Source organism: Methylobacterium tardum, from assembly GCF_023546765.1.
In the GTDB taxonomy this organism is placed as follows: Bacteria; Pseudomonadota; Alphaproteobacteria; order Rhizobiales; family Beijerinckiaceae; genus Methylobacterium; species Methylobacterium tardum.
Map to the genome: position 1 here is coordinate 1,164,099 of NZ_CP097484.1, position 16,687 is coordinate 1,180,785.

A 16,687-nucleotide genomic window follows, 5' to 3' on the forward strand; every position below is an offset into this window, starting at 1 on the left:
CGCCGTCGTTCCGGGGCGCCGCAGGGGAGCCCGGAACCCAGAGCCGCCGGTGGTGCAGACCTTGCCGCGCCGGCGGGTCTGGATCCCGGGCTCCGCTACGCGGCCCCGGGATGACGGGAGGCTTGTAAAGACCGGCATTGCCTTACGGCTCCCCGGCATGCGCCCTCGGTCTCCGGCGACGCTGAAGCGGCCCGGAGGCCGGCTTCCCGCCCGCGCCGCCGACGTCCGGGACTGGCGGCGCGGCGGCCCGCGACCCTTGGAAAGTTGACGCCGGCCCGACGGGCTGCCATCCGCGCGTCCGACCTGTCCGCCAGCCCGCGGCCCCGTGAGTCCGAAAAAACAATGACCGACCTGATCGAGACGATCCGCCGGACGCTCGTGCCGATTCACAAGGAGGGCTATCCCTTCATCCTGATCGGCATCGTGCTGACCGTGCTGGCCGGCTACTTCTCCCAGTTCTTCGGCTGGATCTTCCTGATCCTCACCCTCTGGGTCTGCTACTTCTTCCGCGATCCGGAGCGCGTCACCCCGGTGGCGGACGGGCTCGTGGTCTCGCCCGCCGACGGGCGCGTGAACCTCATCGCCACCGTCCTGCCGCCGCCCGAACTCGATCTGCCGCAGGTGCCGACCCTGCGGGTCTCGGTGTTCATGAACGTGTTCGACTGCCACGTGAACCGAGTGCCGGTAGCGGGCCGGATCGGCCAGATCCACTACACGCCGGGCCTGTTCCTCAACGCCGAGCTCGACAAGGCCAGCGACGACAACGAGCGCAACGGCATGGTCATCGAGACCAGCCATGCCGGCGTGGCGAAGCGCGTCGGCGTGGTGCAGATCGCCGGCCTCGTGGCCCGGCGGATCGTCGGGTTCGTCTCGGCGGGGGACGTGCTCGGCGTCGGCGAGCGGTTCGGGCTGATCCGATTCGGCTCGCGGGTCGACGTCTACCTGCCGGCGGGCGCGACCGTGCTAGTCGGGCTCGGCCAGAAGGCGGTGGCCGGCGAGACGGTCCTGGCCGATCTCGGCGGCGGCCCGGACCGGGTGTTCAAGCGGATCTGAGGCGGACAATGGACGAGCTCTTCCCGCCCTTCGCGCCTGATCCGAACGAGCCGCGCCCGCGCCGGTTCAAGCCGGTGCCGTTCCGGATGATCGCGCCCAACATGATCACCCTGATGGCGCTCTGCCTGGGGCTGACGGCGATCCGCCTCGCCTTCGAGGGCAAGTTCGAGCCCGCCGTCATCGCCGTGGTGGCGGCGGGCGTCCTCGACGGCATCGACGGGCGGGTGGCGCGGCTGCTCAAGGGCACCTCGCGCTTCGGGGCCGAACTCGACTCGCTCGCCGACTTCGTGAATTTCGGCTGCGCCCCGGCCTTGATCCTCTACGGCTTCGTGCTGTTCCACCTGAAGTCGGTGGGGTGGATCGTGGCGCTGATCTTCGCCATTGCCATGGCGCTGCGGCTCGCCCGCTTCAACGCCATGCTGGACGACCCGAACCGGCCCGACTGGAAGAAGGACTTCTTCGTCGGCATGCCGGCGCCGGCGGGGGCGCTCACCGCGATGCTGCCGCTCTACCTGCATTTCCTCGGGTTCGGCCTGGAGAAGTGGGCCGCGCCGGCGATCCTGATCTACGTCCTGTGCATCGCCCTCATGGTCGTCTCCACGGTGCCGACCTACTCGGGCAAGACCATGGGCAAGCGGGTGCCGCGCAGCCTCGTCCTGCCGATCTTCCTGTTCGGGGTCGCGGCGTTCGGCATCCTGATCAGCTATCCCTTCGAGGCGCTGGTCACGGTGAGTGCCGGCTACCTGCTGACCATCCCGGTCGTCGCCGCCCAATACCGCCGCCGGGCCAAGGCGGAGCTGGCCGCCGCGACCGGGGAGGGGACGGCGGCCGCCAATCCGGTCGGACCGGTCTAGCGGGCCGCACGCCGGCTTCGCGAACGGAGCGAAGCGGTGGGCTCCGTACCAGGCCCTGGCCGTCCCGGCACCAGCCCCTATCTTGGCAGCAATCGGCGGGGGCTGGCGGATGCTCGAAGAATTCAAGAAATTCGCGCTGCGCGGGAACGTGGTCGATCTCGCGGTCGGCGTGATCATCGGCGCGGCCTTCGGGGCCATCGTCAACTCGGCGGTTCAAGACATCTTCATGCCGGTGATCGGCGCGGCGACCGGCGGTCTCGACTTCTCGAACTACTACATCCCGCTCTCGTCCAAGGTGCAGGCTGGCCTGCCCTACGTGGATGCCAAAAAGCAAGGCGCCGTCATCGGTTACGGGCAGTTCCTGACGCTGACCCTGAACTTCCTGATCGTCGCCTTCGTGCTGTTCCTGGTGATCCGCGCCATGAACAAGCTGCAGCACGCCGAGGCCAAGAAGCCCAACGAGGTGCCGGCCGACGTGAAGCTGCTCTCGGAGATCCGCGACCTCCTGGCGACGAAGCCCCGAATCTGAAGGCTCAGCCGGCGCGCTTGTCGGTGTCCTCGGGCCTGACGCCGAACGCGTCGAGGATCTGGTCGAGGGCCTGACCGACGGCGCCGGTGCCTTCCTCGTGGGTCTTCAGGCGCGTCTCGAGCCGGCGGATCTGCGGCTCGAACACCTCCGGCACCGGATCGTCGCCGAGGAAGCGGGGCTTGTCGGCCTCTACGGGCAGGACGCCGCGCAGCTGCTGGCCGAGATGGTCGCGCACGGGCTCGGGCAGCGATTTACTCGGCGTATTGGGATCGTCGTTCATGATCGCCTCACGGGTCGGACCGCCTATCAACGGCCGGACGGATGAAGCGTTGCGCCGGCGGCCGCCTCTGGGGGAAGGCCCCGGAGCACAGGCTCCGGGGGCTGGTGGGCCGGTGCTGGACCGGCCCGGGATGTTAGTCGATGACCTCGGCGATGCGGTGGCTGCGGTCGACCAGCACCGGGCGGTCATTCACCACGGTGTAGCGGTAGCCCGGCTGCACGCGGTACTCGCTCGGCACGTCGTAGTAGGTCACACCTGAGGCCGGCAGGGTCGAGCCGACGGCGACGCGGCCGTCATAATCGTACGAGCGGACGTTCCGCTCGCGGACGTAGCTGCGGAAGCGCGGGGCCATGTCGACGCCGAGGATGCCGCCCACTGTGCCGGTGGCCGCACCGACCGCGCCGCCGACGATGCCGCCGATCGGGCCGGCCGCATCGGCACCCGCGGCCGCGCCGCGCTCGGCACCCGGGATCGTGCCCTGGGCCTGGGCGGCCAGCGGCAGCGACAGGGCCAGAGCCGAGGCGGCGATGAGGGTCTTGAAGGTCATACGGGATTTCTCCGTTCCGTGGTGTTCCGCCGCGGAGACGCGGCGAAGCTCGGGCCGGTAACGCCCGATCCCCGGTTTCGGATGCATCCTTTTTTGCAGCGCGGTGGCCGGAAGCCGGCGAAGCGGCTACGCGTCCTTGGGCATTGCCGACTGGATGAACCGGTCGGAGCCGAGATCCTCCTCGTCGTAGCCCAACAGCTCCGCGAGCCGGCCGCGGGCGCGGCTGACGCGGCTCTTAACGGTGCCGACCTTGCAGCCCATGATCGCCGCGGCCTCCTCGTAGGAGACGCCCTCGGCGCCGACCAGAACCAGGGCCTCGCGCTGGTCCGGCGGCAGCTTGGCAAGCGCCGATTGCAGATCCTCGACGTCGAGCCGGTCGCCCTGGTGCGGGGCGGTGGCGAGGCGGGCGGCGTAGGACCCGTCCTGATCCTCGACCTCGCGGACCCGCTTGCGGTGATCCGAGTAGAAGATGTTGCGCAGGATCGTGAACAGCCACGCGTTCAGGTTGGTCCCCGGCTGGAACCGGGCGCGGTGCTGCCAGCCCTTGAGCAGGGTGTCCTGCACGAGGTCGTCCGAGCGGGCCGGGTTCGAGGTCAGCGACAGCGCGAAGGCGCGCAGGGACGGAACCGCGGCGAGCAGGCCGTTGCGGAATTCCGGCTCGATCGCCTCGCCGCGGGCCCGGAGCGCCGCCTCGAGCTTCTCGATCAGTTCGGCGAACCGGGACGGCAGCGTCTCCTCGCCGATCCGGTCGTAGACCGTGCGCAGGTGCTCCCCGAGATGCGTCCGGATGCCGGGGGCGAGGTTCGGGCGGCCATCCCGAGTCCCGTCCTCCTGGGACAGGACGGTATCGGTGTCGTCGCGGGTCATGCGTATCGCGCTCGTCAGCTCATCGTGGCTCGACCTGCGGTCCCGAGAGGGTCGAGGCGGAGCGCTTGCCGGCTTGAACCGGGGGAGAAGTCCGGCCGATGCGCCCCTGTTACCGGGGTTCTAGCGCATCGGGGGCGGGCATGCACCCTCGGGCAAACTACACTTAAGCTAAGTTGGCCGGCCGCAACAGCCGGATCGCCCCGTCCCGCAGGGTCAGGACATCGCCGCGGGCGAGGTCGGTCCAGCACTCGTCCCGGGTCAGCGCCTGGGTGGCGATCACCGTCACCACGTCGTGCTCGGTGGTCTCCTCGGAGAAATCCACCTGCCAGTCCTCGTCGATCAGGGTGGCCTTCCCGAAGGGGGCACGGCGGGTCAGGTAGCAGAGGCGCTTGCCACAATGGGCGTAGAGGGTGCGGCTGTCGGTCAGCAGCATGTTGAACACGCCGAGCGCGTGCAGCTCGCCCGCGAGGTCCGCCACCGCCCGGTCGAGGGTCTCGGGCCGGGGCAGGGCTTTGTACCGGGCCTGGAGCCGTCCCAGCATCCAGCAGAAGGCGTGCTCGCTGTCGGTGGACCCGATCGGCATGAAGCCGCCGAGCGGCAGGCGCTTCACGCCCTTGAGCTGGCCGTTATGCGCGAAGGTCCAGCGGCGGCCCCACAATTCCCGGGCGAACGGGTGGGTGTTCTCCAGGCTGACCCGGCCACGGTTGGCCTTGCGGACATGGGCGACGACGATCCGGCTCTTGATCGGCATGTCGCGCAGGAGCCGGGCGAGCTGCGAGCGGGCGCTCGGCTCCGGCTCGTGGAAGCTGCGGCAGGTGCGGCCGTCGTAGAAGCTGATGCCCCAGCCGTCCGCGTGCGGCCCGGTCTCGCCGCCGCGCCGGGCGAGGCCCGCGAACGAGAAGCGGATGTCGGTCGGCACGTTGGCGCTCATGCCGAGCAGTTCGCACATCGTGTTTCAGCCGGGCTCTGCGGGGAAGCGGCGACGTTTAGGAGTGTTCCGCGGTCCCGACAACGGCTTTCGCGCGGGCTCAGCGGGCGAGATAGTCGGTCAGGGTCATGCCGACCATGATGGCGACCCAGAAGAAGCCGAGTCCCGAGAACAGCCGGATCAGCGGCGGCTCGTGGATCACCTCCATGGAGACGAGGAGGATCAGCGCCACCATCACGGCGACGACGGCGAGCTCGGCGATCCAGACCTGCGCGAAGGGGAGGGTGGCGCCCAGCGTGACGTTGACGGCGAGCAGGGCGAGCAGCGCCAGGAAGGTGAGCACCGGGGTCCGCAGGCGCTTCCGGAGCAGGGCGCGGTCGTCGGCGCCCAGGGCGGCGAGGGGGAGCGCATCCTACCGGTTCACCACGTAGAGGATCGGGAAGGCGAGGATCCAGACCAGATCGATGAAGTGCCAGTACAGGCCGTAGACCTCGATCCAGTTCTGGTGCCGCGACAGGAACCCGGCCTTGGCGGCCATCCAGGTCATGCCGAGCAGGAGCGCGATGCCGGTGAACAGGTGCAGCGCGTGGAGCAGCGTCGCGACGTAGTAGAGGTTCACGAACAGTCGCGCCGCCGGCGTCTCGGCGAGGGCGAACGGCCGGTTGCTGAGGAACGGCATCATGTGCTCGTCCCAGTCGGCGTAATACTCGTAGCCCTTGAGCACGAGGAACAGGCCGCCGAGCGCCGCGGTCGCCAGCATGGCCCGGACCATGGCGCGCTGCCAGCCCATGCGCGAGAACTCGATCGCCATCGACATGGTGAGCGAGGAGCAGATCAGCACCACGGTGTTGGTGGCGCCGATCCAGAACTTGAGGTGCTTGGCGGCCGCGACCGTCGCCTCGGGGTGCTGGATCCGGGTGATCAGCGCCACCAGGAACAGGGCCGAGAACAGCAGCAGCTCGGTGATCAGCCACGCCCAGATGCCCAGCGTCGCCGCCTCGCGCTGCTGGGCGACGGTCTCGAAATGCTCGGCGCGGGCGACCCCGACGCCGTCGGCCAGCCGCTCGCTCATCCGTGCTGGTCCCGGGATTCCTGGGCCTGGATCGGGTAGTCGTAGGGGATGCGCGGCACCTCGGGCGGGGACAGGAAATTGTGCGTCGGCGGCGGGGACGACGTCTCCCACTCGAGCCCCTTCGCGTTCCACGGGTTGGCGGGGGCCTTGCGCCCGAACCACAGGGAATAGACGAGGTAGAGCATCGGGAAGAGGTAGCCCGCCGCCAGGATCGTGGCGCCCGCCGAGGACAGCACGTTCAGGAGCTGGAACTCGGCCGGGTAGGTCGCGTAGCGCCGCGGCATCCCGAGATAGCCCAGGATGAATTGCGGGAAGAAGGTCACGTTGAAGCCGAGGAAAATCAGCAGCGCCGAGACCCGGCCCCAGGGCTCGCTGTACATCCGGCCGGTGAATTTCGGCCACCAGAAGTGCAGGCCGCCCAGGAACGCCAGCACGGTGCCGCCGACCATGATGTAGTGGAAGTGGGCGACCACGAAGTAGGTCGCGTGGATGTGCTGGTTGATGGCGAGCGTGGCGAGGTAGAGGCCGGTCAGCCCGCCGAGCACGAACAGGCCGATATAGCCCATCGCGTAGAGCATCGGCGTGTCGAGGCGGAGCGCGCCCTTATGGATCGTGGCGGTCCAGTTGTAGACCTTCACGGCCGAGGGCACCGCGACCGCGAAGGACAGGGCCGAGAAGACCAGCGAGGCCAGATCGCTCTGGCCGTTGACGAACATGTGGTGGCCCCAGACGAAGAAGGTCACGGAGGCCAGCCCGATCGACGCGTAGGCGACGAAGCGGTAGCCGAACAGCTTCTTCTGCGCGAAGGCCGGGACGATCTCGGAGATCACCCCCATGCCGGGTAGGACCATGATGTACACGGCCGGGTGCGAGTAGAACCAGAACAGGTGCTGGAACAGCACCGGGTCGCCGCCATAGGCCGGATCGAACACGCCGATGTGGAAGGCGCGCTCCATGATCAGCAGGATCAGCGCGGTGGTGATGACGGGTGTGGCGAGCAGGAAGATGAGGCTGGTGGCGTAGTGCGCCCAGACGAAGATCGGCAGCTTGAACCACGTCATGCCGGGCGCCCGCATGGTGTGGATCGTGACCACGAAGTTGAGCCCGGTCAGGATCGGCGAGAAGCCCACGATCGTGACGCCGATCAGCGCCGGCAGGACCCAGGTGTTCGAGAAGGCCGTCGAGAGCGGGGCGTAGAAGGTCCAGCCGGTATCGACCCCGCCCAGCACCACCGAGACCAGGGTGAACAGGGCGCCCGCCATGAACACGTACCAGCTCGTCAGGTTGAGCTTCGGGAAGGCGAGGTCCTTGGCCCCGATCATCAGCGGGATCAGGAAGTTGCCGAAGGTCGCGGGGATCGACGGGATCAGGAAGAACCAGACCATCACCACCCCGTGGATGGTGAAGGCCTTGTTGTAGGTGTCGTTGGCCATGATCGCGCCGTTCGGCACGATCAGCGCGAGGCGCACCACGCCCGCCGCCAGGGCGCCGATCACGAAGAAGCCGGTGATCGACGCGAGGTAGAGGAGCGCGATGCGCTTGTGGTCGGTGGTGAGGAACCACGAGCGCAGGGTCGATTCGGCGTGCAGGTAATCGGCCTTGCGCCCGATCGTGGCTTCCGGGGCGTGGGGTTCGCGGCGGGCGGTGCCGCCGATGCTGCCCGATGCGCTCATCGTGTCGCCCCCGCCGGCGTCGCGTCCGCGGCCTTGCCGGCGGCCGGGCTCGCGTAGGATTTGAGGAAATCGATCAGCGTCGTGAGCTCGTCCGCCGGGATCCGGCCGGCGAAGCTCGGCATCATCTGCTTGCCCCCGCCGGCGAGCCGGTCGCCGTTCGGGTTCAGGATCTTCTCGCGCAGCCACCCCTCGTCGGCCGTGACGGTGCGGCCATCGGCGAGCTTTACCTGGCTCCCATAGAGGCCGGCGAGGCTCGGCGCCTTCACGGCCGAGCCGGGCTCGTGGCAGCCGGCGCAGCCATAGGCCTCGTAGAGGGCGCGCCCCGCCGCGACCTTGCCCTGCTGCGCGCCGGCATGGGTCAGCCAGTCCTGGTAGTCGCCGGGGTTCATGAAGGTGACCTCGCCGCCCATCACGGAATGGTCGGTGCCGCAATATTCCGAGCAGTAGAGGTGGTAGGTGCCAACCTTGTCGGCCTTGAACCACAGGTCGGTGTAGCGGTCGGGCAGGGCCGCCACCTGCAGGCGCACGGCCGGCAGGTAGAGGGCGTGGATCACGTCCTGGCTGATGATGTGCAGGCGGATCGGCTGGCCGATCGGCAGGTGCAGGTTGTTGATCTCGGACTGGCCGGTCGGGTGCTGGAACTTCCACATCCATTGCCGGCCGATCGCCTCGACCACCATGGCGTCGGGGGGCGGGTTCTTCGAGTGGACATACAGCCGCGCGCCCCAGACGAAGAAGATCAGCGTCAGCAGGAACGGGATCAGCATCCAGCTGATCTCGATGAGGTTCGAGCGGATGCCGGACGGGCTCCGGTTCGCCTCCGAGCCCTCGCGGTAGCGCACGGCGAAGTAGGTAATCGCCACGAAGACCGGCACAGTCAGCAGCAGCGTCAGCACCGTGAAGGCCAGGATGAGCAGGTCCGTTTCGGTCGCGGTGGCGGAGACCGCGGCGGGCCAGAGCTGGAGGGGATCGTGGCTCGGCGTCATCGCGCAGCGGGCTCCGCCGGTTCGAGGGAGCGGCCGACGGTCAGGTCCATGGCGCGCCCGATCGGGATGCGGGCACGGGTGCGGGCCTCGTCCCGGTAGCCGTAGCCGGAGAGATGCGCCGCGGTCGCGGCCCGCTCGCGGTCGAGATCGGCGAAAGGATCGGCCTGCAGGTTCGGCGGCGGCGGCGCCAGCCGCGTCGTCTGCTGGGGCGTCAGGGCGGGCAGTGCCCGGCGCTGGCTCGCCGCGAAGGTGCTCATCATCCAGACCATCGTGCCGACAACCGCCAGCACAATGAGCGCGAGGCCCGCCATCACCATCACGGTGTTGCGGACGTTGACGTCGCGCGTCTCGTGGCCGGGATCGTTCGGATCGCGCTGGGTGTTGGCCGCCGGACGCGGCGGGCGCCCGTTCAGCAGGCTGCTGCCGCGCAGGGTCAGCCCGGCGAGGATCGCCGGGATCAGGCCGATGGGTCCGTCCGCGCTCATGCCGGTCTCCCGGCGCGGCGGGCGGCGGAGGCCGCGCGGTCGGCGCGCGGACGCATCAGGGGGCGCAGCGCGGCCGCGAGGCAGGACACGGCGCCGGCGGCCAGCACGTCGCTCGGCCGGAGGACGAAGCGGTCGCGCACCGCCGGGGTGACCAGCCAGAACATCTCCAGGGCGTGGACGGCGAGGGCCGCGCCGGCCAGGATCCGGGTGGTCGGGCGCCCGGGCCGGAGGGTCGCGAGCCCGGCCAGCACCACGACCGCGCCGGCCACGATCGCCAGCGCCCGCCCGACCCAGCCGCCGCGGGCGAAGTACCACGCCACCTCGGGCGGCAGATTGGCCGACCAGACGATCAGGAACTGCACGAAGTGCAGGTAGGCCCAGAGGGCGAGGAGCACGACCAGGGGCACCAGCCGTCCCCGCCCGGGCGCTGTGCGGCCGCGGCCCACGGGCTCCGGCTCCTCCCAGGCCAGCAGGATCGCCGCCGCGAAGGCGAGGCCGCTCCAGGCCGTCATCACCAGGAGACCGAGGAGTGTGGAATCGAGCCGCGGATCCAGAGAGGCGATGACGTCGGTGACGAACAGCGTGCCGATCACCGCGTGCAGCCCCACCGCGGGCACGGTCCGCCCTTCGCCGGGCGCGTCGAACGGTTTGGCGAAGCGCAGCGACAGCCAGGTCCAGGCCGCGAGGTAGACGATCACCCGGACCACGAAGAACGGAACCGTGAACCACAGGCCGGCCAGGGGCGTGCGCGCCGGGGCGCTCACCCAGGGATAGAGCAGGGGCGCGGCGGCCAGGAGCGGCAGCGCCAGCACGGCCGCGACCGGCATCAAAGCCGTCAGCCGGCGCAGGCCCGCCAGCATCTCGATGCCGCCGCGCTCCCGGACCCGCTTGCCGAAGCGCTCGGCGACGATGACCACCGGCAGGGCGCCGACCGGCAGGGCGAGGAGGACGAGCCACGCCGCGAGATACGAGGCCGCGGCCCCGCGCCAGCCGCCCGCGATCAGGCAGACGGCCAGGAGGACGAGGCCGGCGAGGCCGAGCAGGGCGGGGCGCCTCACGGCGTCGCCTCCAGCCGCGCGCGATCCGCCGCGGGCAGGCTCGCCACCGGGGTGTCCTGGCTGAGCTGGAGGGCGCGGACATAGGCGACGATCGCCCAGCGGTCGGCCGAGGGGATCATCTGGGCCATGCCGAACATCGCCTTCCGGCCGTTCGAGATCGCGTCGTAGAGGTCGGACGCGGAGGCCGCCCGCACGGGCCCCGCGGTGAGGTCGCCGGCGTGCGGGAAGCCCCGGGCCACGATCATCCCGGCGCCGCGGCCGTCCTGCCTGTGGCAGGGGGTGCAGAACACCCCGTAGCGCTCGCGGCCCTGGTCGAGCAGCGCCCGGCTGATCGTCTGCGGCTGCGGCGCCGCGCGGGCCGGATCGCTCCGCGGCACGGTGCCGGCCACCGGCTGGCGCATGGTGATCTCGCGGGGGAAGAACGGGTTCTTGTCCCAGGTCTTGGCCCGGGCCTGATCGGCCATGTCGGCCTCGCCGCAGCCGGCGAGGGGCGCCAGGGCGAGCAGAACGAGCGGCACGACGCGGAGGGTGGCGCGCCTCATCGCGGGATCCGCCGGATCTCGAGGGGGCGCCCGGCCTCGGCCGGCAGGGACGCGAGCCGCCGCTCGATCCGCGCCGCGTCGAACCGGTCGCCCCGCGCCTCCGCGGAGAGGAAGAACCGGTCCTCCGAGGCCCGCAGGAAGCCCGGGATGTTGAAGGCCGGGTGGTTCAGGCGGGGCAGCCGGTTGAGCACGAGGAGCGCGAGGTGGATCGCCACGCAGCCCGCCATCATCGCGAAGGAGACGCTGGGGACCACGAAGGAGGGCCAGGACAGGCGCGGGCGGCCGCCGATCAGGAACACGTAGTCGTAGGCCGTGGCGTAGACGCATAGCGCGAAGAAGCCGAAGCCGCCGAGCAGGGCCCCGGCGAGGGCGTAGGGCAGGATCGAGCGCCCCTCCAGGCCCAGGGGCCGCAGGGTGCGGGGCATTGGCACCGGGCCGTGCCCGTCGAGATGGACCTGATCCGGGCTGATCCCGGAGACCGCCTGGAGGGCGGCGGCGAGGTCGCCCTGGCTCGCGAAGGTCGCCGACACGCCCCACAGGGGCGCCGTGACCGGGTTCTCCTCCGGGCGGCCCGTGGCCCGGGACGCCGCCATCCGGGCAGCCTCCTGGGCGGCCGGCGACACCGTCAGGGCGAGGCGGCGGCTCTCGACGATCGAGACGGCCGGCAGGTAGCGCAGGAACAGGAGCAGCAGGGTCAGAAACAGGCCGATCGAGCCCGCGAAGGTGGCGATGCCCCAGATATCGGTCGTGTAGGGCAGCCTCGAAGAGGGCAGGAAATCCTGGGTCAGGGTGACGACCAGGACCATGACGTGGTCGGCGTAGGCGCCGATCGCCACGAGGAGACCGACCGTCGCGATGGCGAGCGGCGCCGTGCGGGCCCGGGCCGACCACAGGATCTGCGCGGGCAGGACGAGGCACAGGATCGCCGTCCAGGACACGAGGGCGTGGTCGCCGGTCATGCGCCGGACCAGAACGCCGCGCCCCTCGGCGTCGCCGTTGAGGAAGGTGTCGAAATACTCGGCCGCGTAGCAGTAGGCGCTGGCGCAGCCGAGGCAGAGCAGCAGCCGCCCGAGCACGTCGAGGTGGCGGTCGGTCACCAGGGCGTCGAGGCCGTAGACGCGGCGGATCAGCATCACGATCACCGCCGTGACGCCGACGCCGGAATAGACCGCGTTGACCAGGAAGCTCACCGGCAGCAGCGTGCTGTGCCAGCCGGGCATCAGCGAGCCCGCCAGCATCACCGAGGCCCCGGTCTGGACCGAGACCACCAGCAGCACGCCGAGCAGCGCCACCGTCCGGTAGGCCTGGACCCAGATCTGCCAGTGGGCCGCCGAGCCGCGCCAGCCCGAGGCGAGAATGCCGTAGACCTGCGCGCGCAGCCGGGCGAGCTTGCGGGTCGGCGCCTTAACGTCGAACTGGCGCAGAGCCTCGCTATGGGCCCGGTCGCGCAGCGTCGCGAGGTCCGGAAGCAGGCCGATGAACCAGAGGCTCACACAGATCACCAGGAACGACACGATGTCGATCGCGTCCCAGAGCAGCGGCGAGCGGAACTGCGGCCAGAGATTGTAGGTGTTGGGGTAGGGCAGATTCCAGAAGAAGAACCACGGCCGCCCGAGATGGATGATCGGGTAGAGGCCGGCGGCCGCGGTGGCCAGCAGCGCCAGGGTCTCGGCGACGCGGTTCACCGCCCCGCGCCACTCCGCGCCGAGGAGGAGCAGGATCGCCGAGACCAGCAGGCTGCCGGAGGCGACGCCGATCCACCAATCGTAGCTCGCGATGTCCAGCGCCCAGACGACGGCGTTGTTGTTGGCCCAGATCCCGGGGCCGGCGTAGAGCAGGTAGCCGAGGGTGAGGGCGAACAGGCCGAGGAGCGAAGCCGCGCCCGCGAAGGCGATCCACCAGCGCCGGTTACCGGGATGCGTCAGCGGGATCTCCGCGACCGCGCCGCCGATGCCCGGGAGGGTCGCGTCGGGCCGGATCAGGGCGCCGGACATGCTCAGCCCTCCCGTCCGTTGGGATCGGCGGCGGGGGCGAGCCCGGCGAGGTAGGTGGTGCGCGGCCGCGTGTTCAGGTGGCCGAGGAGCGCGTATTCCCGCGCGTCCCTGCGGGCGGCTGAAACCTGGCTGCCCGGGTCTGCGACGTTGCCGAAGGTGATCGCCCGGGTCGGGCAGGCGCCCTGACAGGCGGTCTCGACGGTCCCGTCGGGGATCGGCGCGTGCGCGTCCTTGGCGGATGTGATCCGGGCCGCCGTGATGCGCTGGATGCAGTAGGTGCACTTCTCCATCACGCCGCGGGACCGGACCGTGACCTCGGGATTGCGCTGCTGCTGCTCCACCGGGGTCATGCCGCCGGTATAGTCGAGGTAGTTGAAGCGCCGGACCTTGTAGGGGCAGTAGCTCTGGCAGGTCCGGGTGCCGACGCAGCGGTTGTAGACCTGCAGGTTCAGGCCCTCGCTATCGTGCAGGGTCGCCTCGACGGGGCAGCCCAGCTCGCAGGGCGCCTGCTCGCAATGCATGCAGGGCACCGGCTGGAAATGCGTGGTCGGCGCGTCGAGGTCGCCCGCGTAGTAGCGGTCGACCCGCAGCCAGCCCATCCAACGGCCGAGCGCGACCTCCTCGCGTCCGACCACCGGGATGTTGTTCTCCGCCTGGCAGGCGGTGACGCAGGCGTTGCAGCCGATGCAGGCGTCGAGGTCGATGGCCATGCCCCATTGCGCCGCGACCCATCGGTCCTGGCTCTCCGGGGGCGGGTAGAACGAGGCCGGCGTCGGCTTGCCCTTCGGGTCGCCCGCGGGCGCTGCGCCCAGGGCCTGCACGCGCACCAGGTCCTGCCCCTCCATCGTCCCGAGGTGCTGGGTGGTCACCGGCTTGCGCTGCCGGCCGGTCTTCGTCAGCCGGGCGCCAGCGAGGCGCCAGGTCGAACCTGGCGGGCGCAGGGGTGCGGAATCGTAGCCGAGGCCGCGGGCGAGGTGGTCCGGCACGTCGCGGCCGTAGCCGAGCGTGAGGGTGACGGTGTCGTCGGCTTGGCCGGGCAGGATCCAGGCCGGCCCCTCGACGGCGCGGCCGCCGGCCTCGACCCGCAGGATGTCGCCCGTCGCGACCCCCACGCGCTCGGCGAGGCGCGGGCTGACCGCGACCACGTTCTCCCAGACCACCTTGGTCAGGGGCTTCGGGAGCTCCTGCAGCCACGCGAGGTCGGCATGGGTGCCGTCCCAGATCGTCGGATCGGGCCGGAACAGCACCTCGACCCCGCCGGCGGGCGCGGGGGATGGAGCGGCCGCAGAGACCGCGACCTCCCGCGTCAGCGCGACGGTCTCGGCCGGGCGCGCGCTGCCCGCCCAGAAGCCGATGCGCAGGGCCTCCGTGAAGCGGGTCTCGAAGGCCGCGTCGTCCTCGTCGGCGTTCCGCGCCTGCGCCTTGAGCAGGCCCAGCGCGTCCTGGCCGCTCTCCCCGCCCTCACCGCCGGCCAGGAAGGCCAGCATCTCCGCCGGCGTCCGGCCGTTGTACAGGGGCGCAACGGTCGGCTGGATCAGCCCCACCGTCCCGTCGAGGGACCGGATGTCGCCCCAGGATTCCAGCGGGTGGGCGGCGGGCAGGTGCCAGTCGGCATGCGCGCCGGTCTCGTCATAGTAGAGCCCCGCGTGGATCTTGAGCGGCACGCGCGCCATCCGGGCGGCGAAATCGAGGGCGCCCGGCGCCTCGTAGACCGGGTTGGCGCCGAGCACGACGAGCGCCTTCACGGCGCCCCGATCCATCGCCTCCGCGAGCTCCGCGAGGGTCCCGGCGCCGGTCTCCATCGCGGGCGCCGTGTGGACCAGGGTCGAGCCGGTGTTGCCGAGAGTGCCGTTGAGGCGGTGGACCAGGGCGTGCAGCTCCGGGCTCGCGGTCAGGCCGGCCGTGACGATGCCGGCGCCCCGGGCTTGGTCGAGCGCCGTCCCGGCATTCCGCGTCCAGCGCGCGACGGGATCGTCGCCCCCGGGCGCCGCGCCGCCCGCGGCCAGGGCGAGCAGCTCCCGGGCCAGGTCCTCCAGCCGGCCGGCCGGCACCACGAGGCCCCGATCCGCCTTGGCGCTGGTCAGCGTCGGGGTCGGCGCCGCCGCGTGCAGGGTGAGGAGGCGGCCCTCCGCGTAGGCCGCGCGCCGCGCCTCGCTCCAGCGCCGCGACAGGCCGACCTGGCCGGGCCCGAGATCCAGAAAATCGCCGTCCAGCGCCACGATGGTGCGGGCGCGGCCGAAATCGGGAATGGTCTCCAGCGGCCGCCCGTAGGCCTGGCGGGCGCCCTCGTAGATCCCGCCGCGATCGGCGCCGGCGCCGGTGTACCAGCGCAGAGCCGGGTAGGCGGCCCGCAGCCGCGCGATCTGCGCGGCCACGCCGGGCGACGTCACCGGGCCGGTGAGCAAGGCGAGGCCCTCGCCACGGCTCTCGCGCCAGCCCGGCATCCGTCCCTGCAGGTCCGCCCGGAACGCCGCCCAGGAACTCGGCCGGCCGAGATGCTGCACCGCCTGGGAGCGGAACGGATCGTAGAGCCCGAGGACCGAGGCCTGGGCCAGCACGTCGGTGCCGCCGCGGCTCCAGGGATGCTCGGGGTTGCCCTCGATCTTCAGGGGCCGGCCGTTGCGGGTGGTGACCAGGATGCCGTTGCCGAAGCCGTCGAACACCGCCGAGGAGGCGTAGGACAGGTCCGTGCCGGGCACGATCCGCTCGGGCTGGTTGACGTAGGGCACCTCGTAGTCGCGGCCGCTGCCCCCGCCGCAGGCGGTGAGGCCGCCCAGCGCGAAGGAGGCGGCCATCAGCTTCAGGAAGCCGCGCCGCTCCGGGGCGGCGGCGAGCCGGGACGCCGACGGGAACTCGGCCGCCAGATAGGCGCGGAACTCGGGGCTGTCGGCCACGGCGTCGAGGCTGCGCCAGAAGCGCGGTCCGTCGCCGCCGGCGAGTTTTTCGCGCAGGGCCGCGATGTCGGGGGCGCCGGTCATCGGTGGCAGATCCCGCATTCGGTCAGCCGCTCCCCGCCGCGGATATGGTACTGGGCCACGAGCTTCGGGCCCAGGGTCGCCTGGTCGGCCGGCGGCGTCCAGGTCATGTTCCACACCTGATCCGGCGTGCGGACGTACTTCTCCGGAGCCCGGTGGCAGTCGAGGCAGAACTGCATCTCGAAGGCGTTGGCCCGGTAGGTCATCTGCATCGACGTGACGTCGCCGTGGCAGGTCGAGCAGCCGATCCCCTTCGTCACGTGGACGGAGTGGTTGTAGTAGACGTATTGCGGCAGCTTGTTCAGCCGCTTCCATTCGAGTGGCTTATCCTGCGCGTAGCTGTCGCGCACCGGCTTGAGCATCTCGGAGCCGGTCCAGATCTGCGAGTGGCAGGTCATGCAGGTGTGGGTCGGCGGGATGCCGGCGGTGGCTTCCCGGTCGACCGTGGTGTGGCAGTAGCGGCACTGGATGCCGAGCTCGCCGGAATGGTGCTTGTGGCTGAACGGCAGCGGCTGGGCCGGCGCGACCCCGACGCCCGTGACGTAGTTCGAGCGCACGATCCCGGCCGCCAGGACCGGCAGACCGACGAGGCAGGCCACGCCGGTCATCAGGGCGAGGCGGTAGAGCGCGTCGGCGCCGGGGGTGAACAGCTGCGCCATCAGGCGCACCCGCGCGTCGCGGCGGTCCGGCGCCGCCCGTTCTGCTCTGCCCCTCGCCGCAAGCGTCGCCCCACCCTCTGCCCCTGGCCGAAACTCAGGCGGCGCACCGGCACGCGCGCGCGTCACAGCCGGCGCGACCCGAGGTGGCCCCGAAGCGCGGTCACCGCGCCCGGACGACTCTGCAC

The 16,687-nt window shown here is 71.1% G+C and carries 17 protein-coding genes; 3 read left to right on the plus strand and 14 right to left on the minus strand.

Translation table 11 applies throughout. From position 1 onward, the window contains the following. The first annotated feature begins 342 nt into the window (after nt 1-342). The 3 genes from M6G65_RS05605 to mscL all read left to right on the plus strand — a co-directional run bounded on the left by M6G65_RS05605 (nt 343) and on the right by mscL (nt 2,436). On the plus strand, nt 343-1,053 hold the full coding sequence (locus M6G65_RS05605) for a phosphatidylserine decarboxylase (protein WP_210026541.1): 711 nt from the start codon (nt 343-345) through the stop codon (nt 1,051-1,053). An 8-nt stretch (nt 1,054-1,061) separates the two neighbouring features. Beyond that, nucleotides 1,062-1,907, plus strand: a complete 846-nt coding sequence (locus tag M6G65_RS05610; RefSeq protein ID WP_238197231.1) for a CDP-alcohol phosphatidyltransferase family protein — start codon at nt 1,062-1,064, stop codon at nt 1,905-1,907. A 109-nt stretch (nt 1,908-2,016) separates the two neighbouring features. Continuing rightward, entirely contained in the window at nt 2,017-2,436 is a 420-nt protein-coding gene (gene mscL / locus M6G65_RS05615; protein WP_238197230.1) for a large conductance mechanosensitive channel protein MscL, read from the plus strand. Between the two features lie 4 nt (nt 2,437-2,440). Here the strand turns inward: mscL and M6G65_RS05620 are convergent, their stop codons facing one another. From M6G65_RS05620 to M6G65_RS05690, 14 genes are all read right to left on the minus strand, one after another. Further along, nucleotides 2,441-2,716 (minus strand): hypothetical protein, encoded by a 276-nt coding sequence (locus tag M6G65_RS05620; protein ID WP_238197229.1) that lies wholly within the window; start codon nt 2,714-2,716, stop codon nt 2,441-2,443. A 133-nt stretch (nt 2,717-2,849) separates the two neighbouring features. Next, a complete protein-coding gene (locus tag M6G65_RS05625; protein WP_250103679.1) occupies nt 2,850-3,263 on the minus strand; it encodes a DUF1236 domain-containing protein in 414 nt (137 codons plus the stop codon). A 126-nt stretch (nt 3,264-3,389) separates the two neighbouring features. Then, a complete protein-coding gene (locus M6G65_RS05630) occupies nt 3,390-4,130 on the minus strand; it encodes a NepR family anti-sigma factor (RefSeq protein WP_192709987.1) in 741 nt (246 codons plus the stop codon). Nucleotides 4,131-4,293: 163 nt separating this feature from the next. Continuing rightward, the gene (locus M6G65_RS05640; protein WP_192709988.1) at nt 4,294-5,079 is read right to left on the minus strand and encodes a class II glutamine amidotransferase; all 786 of its coding nucleotides are present in this window, start codon (nt 5,077-5,079) and stop codon (nt 4,294-4,296) included. Nucleotides 5,080-5,158: 79 nt separating this feature from the next. Then, a complete protein-coding gene (locus M6G65_RS05645; protein WP_250103680.1) occupies nt 5,159-5,401 on the minus strand; it encodes an oxidase in 243 nt (80 codons plus the stop codon). A gap of 69 nt (nt 5,402-5,470) precedes the next feature. Continuing rightward, a complete protein-coding gene (locus M6G65_RS05650; RefSeq protein WP_192709990.1) occupies nt 5,471-6,130 on the minus strand; it encodes a cytochrome c oxidase subunit 3 in 660 nt (219 codons plus the stop codon). After that, nucleotides 6,127-7,803 carry a cytochrome c oxidase subunit I gene (locus M6G65_RS05655; protein ID WP_250103681.1) on the minus strand — a complete coding sequence of 559 codons (1,677 nt, stop codon included), beginning with the start codon at nt 7,801-7,803 and terminating at the stop codon, nt 6,127-6,129. The genes M6G65_RS05650 and M6G65_RS05655 overlap by 4 nt, the downstream gene beginning before the upstream one ends. Then, nucleotides 7,800-8,789, minus strand: a complete 990-nt coding sequence (gene coxB, locus M6G65_RS05660) for a cytochrome c oxidase subunit II (RefSeq protein WP_238197225.1) — start codon at nt 8,787-8,789, stop codon at nt 7,800-7,802. Before coxB ends, M6G65_RS05655 begins: the two co-directional genes overlap by 4 nt. Beyond that, a complete protein-coding gene (locus M6G65_RS05665; RefSeq protein ID WP_238197224.1) occupies nt 8,786-9,274 on the minus strand; it encodes a hypothetical protein in 489 nt (162 codons plus the stop codon). The genes coxB and M6G65_RS05665 overlap by 4 nt, the downstream gene beginning before the upstream one ends. Next, nucleotides 9,271-10,332 carry a hypothetical protein gene (locus M6G65_RS05670; protein WP_238197223.1) on the minus strand — a complete coding sequence of 354 codons (1,062 nt, stop codon included), beginning with the start codon at nt 10,330-10,332 and terminating at the stop codon, nt 9,271-9,273. Before M6G65_RS05670 ends, M6G65_RS05665 begins: the two co-directional genes overlap by 4 nt. After that, nucleotides 10,329-10,874, minus strand: coding sequence for a c-type cytochrome (locus M6G65_RS05675; protein ID WP_238197222.1), 546 nt, complete (start codon nt 10,872-10,874; stop codon nt 10,329-10,331). The genes M6G65_RS05670 and M6G65_RS05675 overlap by 4 nt, the downstream gene beginning before the upstream one ends. Further along, entirely contained in the window at nt 10,871-12,868 is a 1,998-nt protein-coding gene (locus tag M6G65_RS05680) for a quinol:electron acceptor oxidoreductase subunit ActD (protein ID WP_238197221.1), read from the minus strand. The genes M6G65_RS05675 and M6G65_RS05680 overlap by 4 nt, the downstream gene beginning before the upstream one ends. 2 nt (nt 12,869-12,870) lie before the next feature. Further along, nucleotides 12,871-15,846 (minus strand): TAT-variant-translocated molybdopterin oxidoreductase, encoded by a 2,976-nt coding sequence (locus M6G65_RS05685; RefSeq protein ID WP_238197220.1) that lies wholly within the window; start codon nt 15,844-15,846, stop codon nt 12,871-12,873. Then, the gene (locus M6G65_RS05690) at nt 15,843-16,502 is read right to left on the minus strand and encodes a cytochrome c3 family protein (protein WP_192709998.1); all 660 of its coding nucleotides are present in this window, start codon (nt 16,500-16,502) and stop codon (nt 15,843-15,845) included. The genes M6G65_RS05685 and M6G65_RS05690 overlap by 4 nt, the downstream gene beginning before the upstream one ends. Between the last annotated feature and the right edge of the window lie 185 nt (nt 16,503-16,687).